This is a genomic window from Pseudoalteromonas sp. (assembly GCF_036960685.1).
GTDB lineage: Bacteria > Pseudomonadota > Gammaproteobacteria > Enterobacterales > Alteromonadaceae > Pseudoalteromonas.
Map to the genome: position 1 here is coordinate 1 of NZ_JBALXK010000067.1, position 262 is coordinate 262.

1 tRNA gene (cut by a window edge) is annotated in these 262 nt (G+C 36.6%); it reads right to left on the reverse strand.

From position 1 onward, the window contains the following. Nucleotides 1-247: 247 nt before the first annotated feature. A tRNA-Ala gene (locus V7783_RS21050) sits at nt 248-262 on the reverse strand; it runs 63 nt beyond the window's last position.

Genomic DNA, 262 nt, shown 5'->3' on the forward strand with positions numbered 1-262 from the left:
TAAAGACTTGCCCGACGACCTTGAAGATGTTTTGAGAACTCAAGATACTAATGCTTTCGCATCAGTATTATTTTTCGCACTAACGTAATCACACCAATAACAACGAATCGTTATTCATGCGCCTTTAGTTAGTACTATCAGCTTTCCAAATTGTTAAAGAGCGGGCTTAAAAAAGCCAAAGATAAAGTTTCATTTATCTTTGGCATCTCTAACCTATGCATATGCTTATCATCATGATAAGTGTAAATGGTGGAGCTATGCG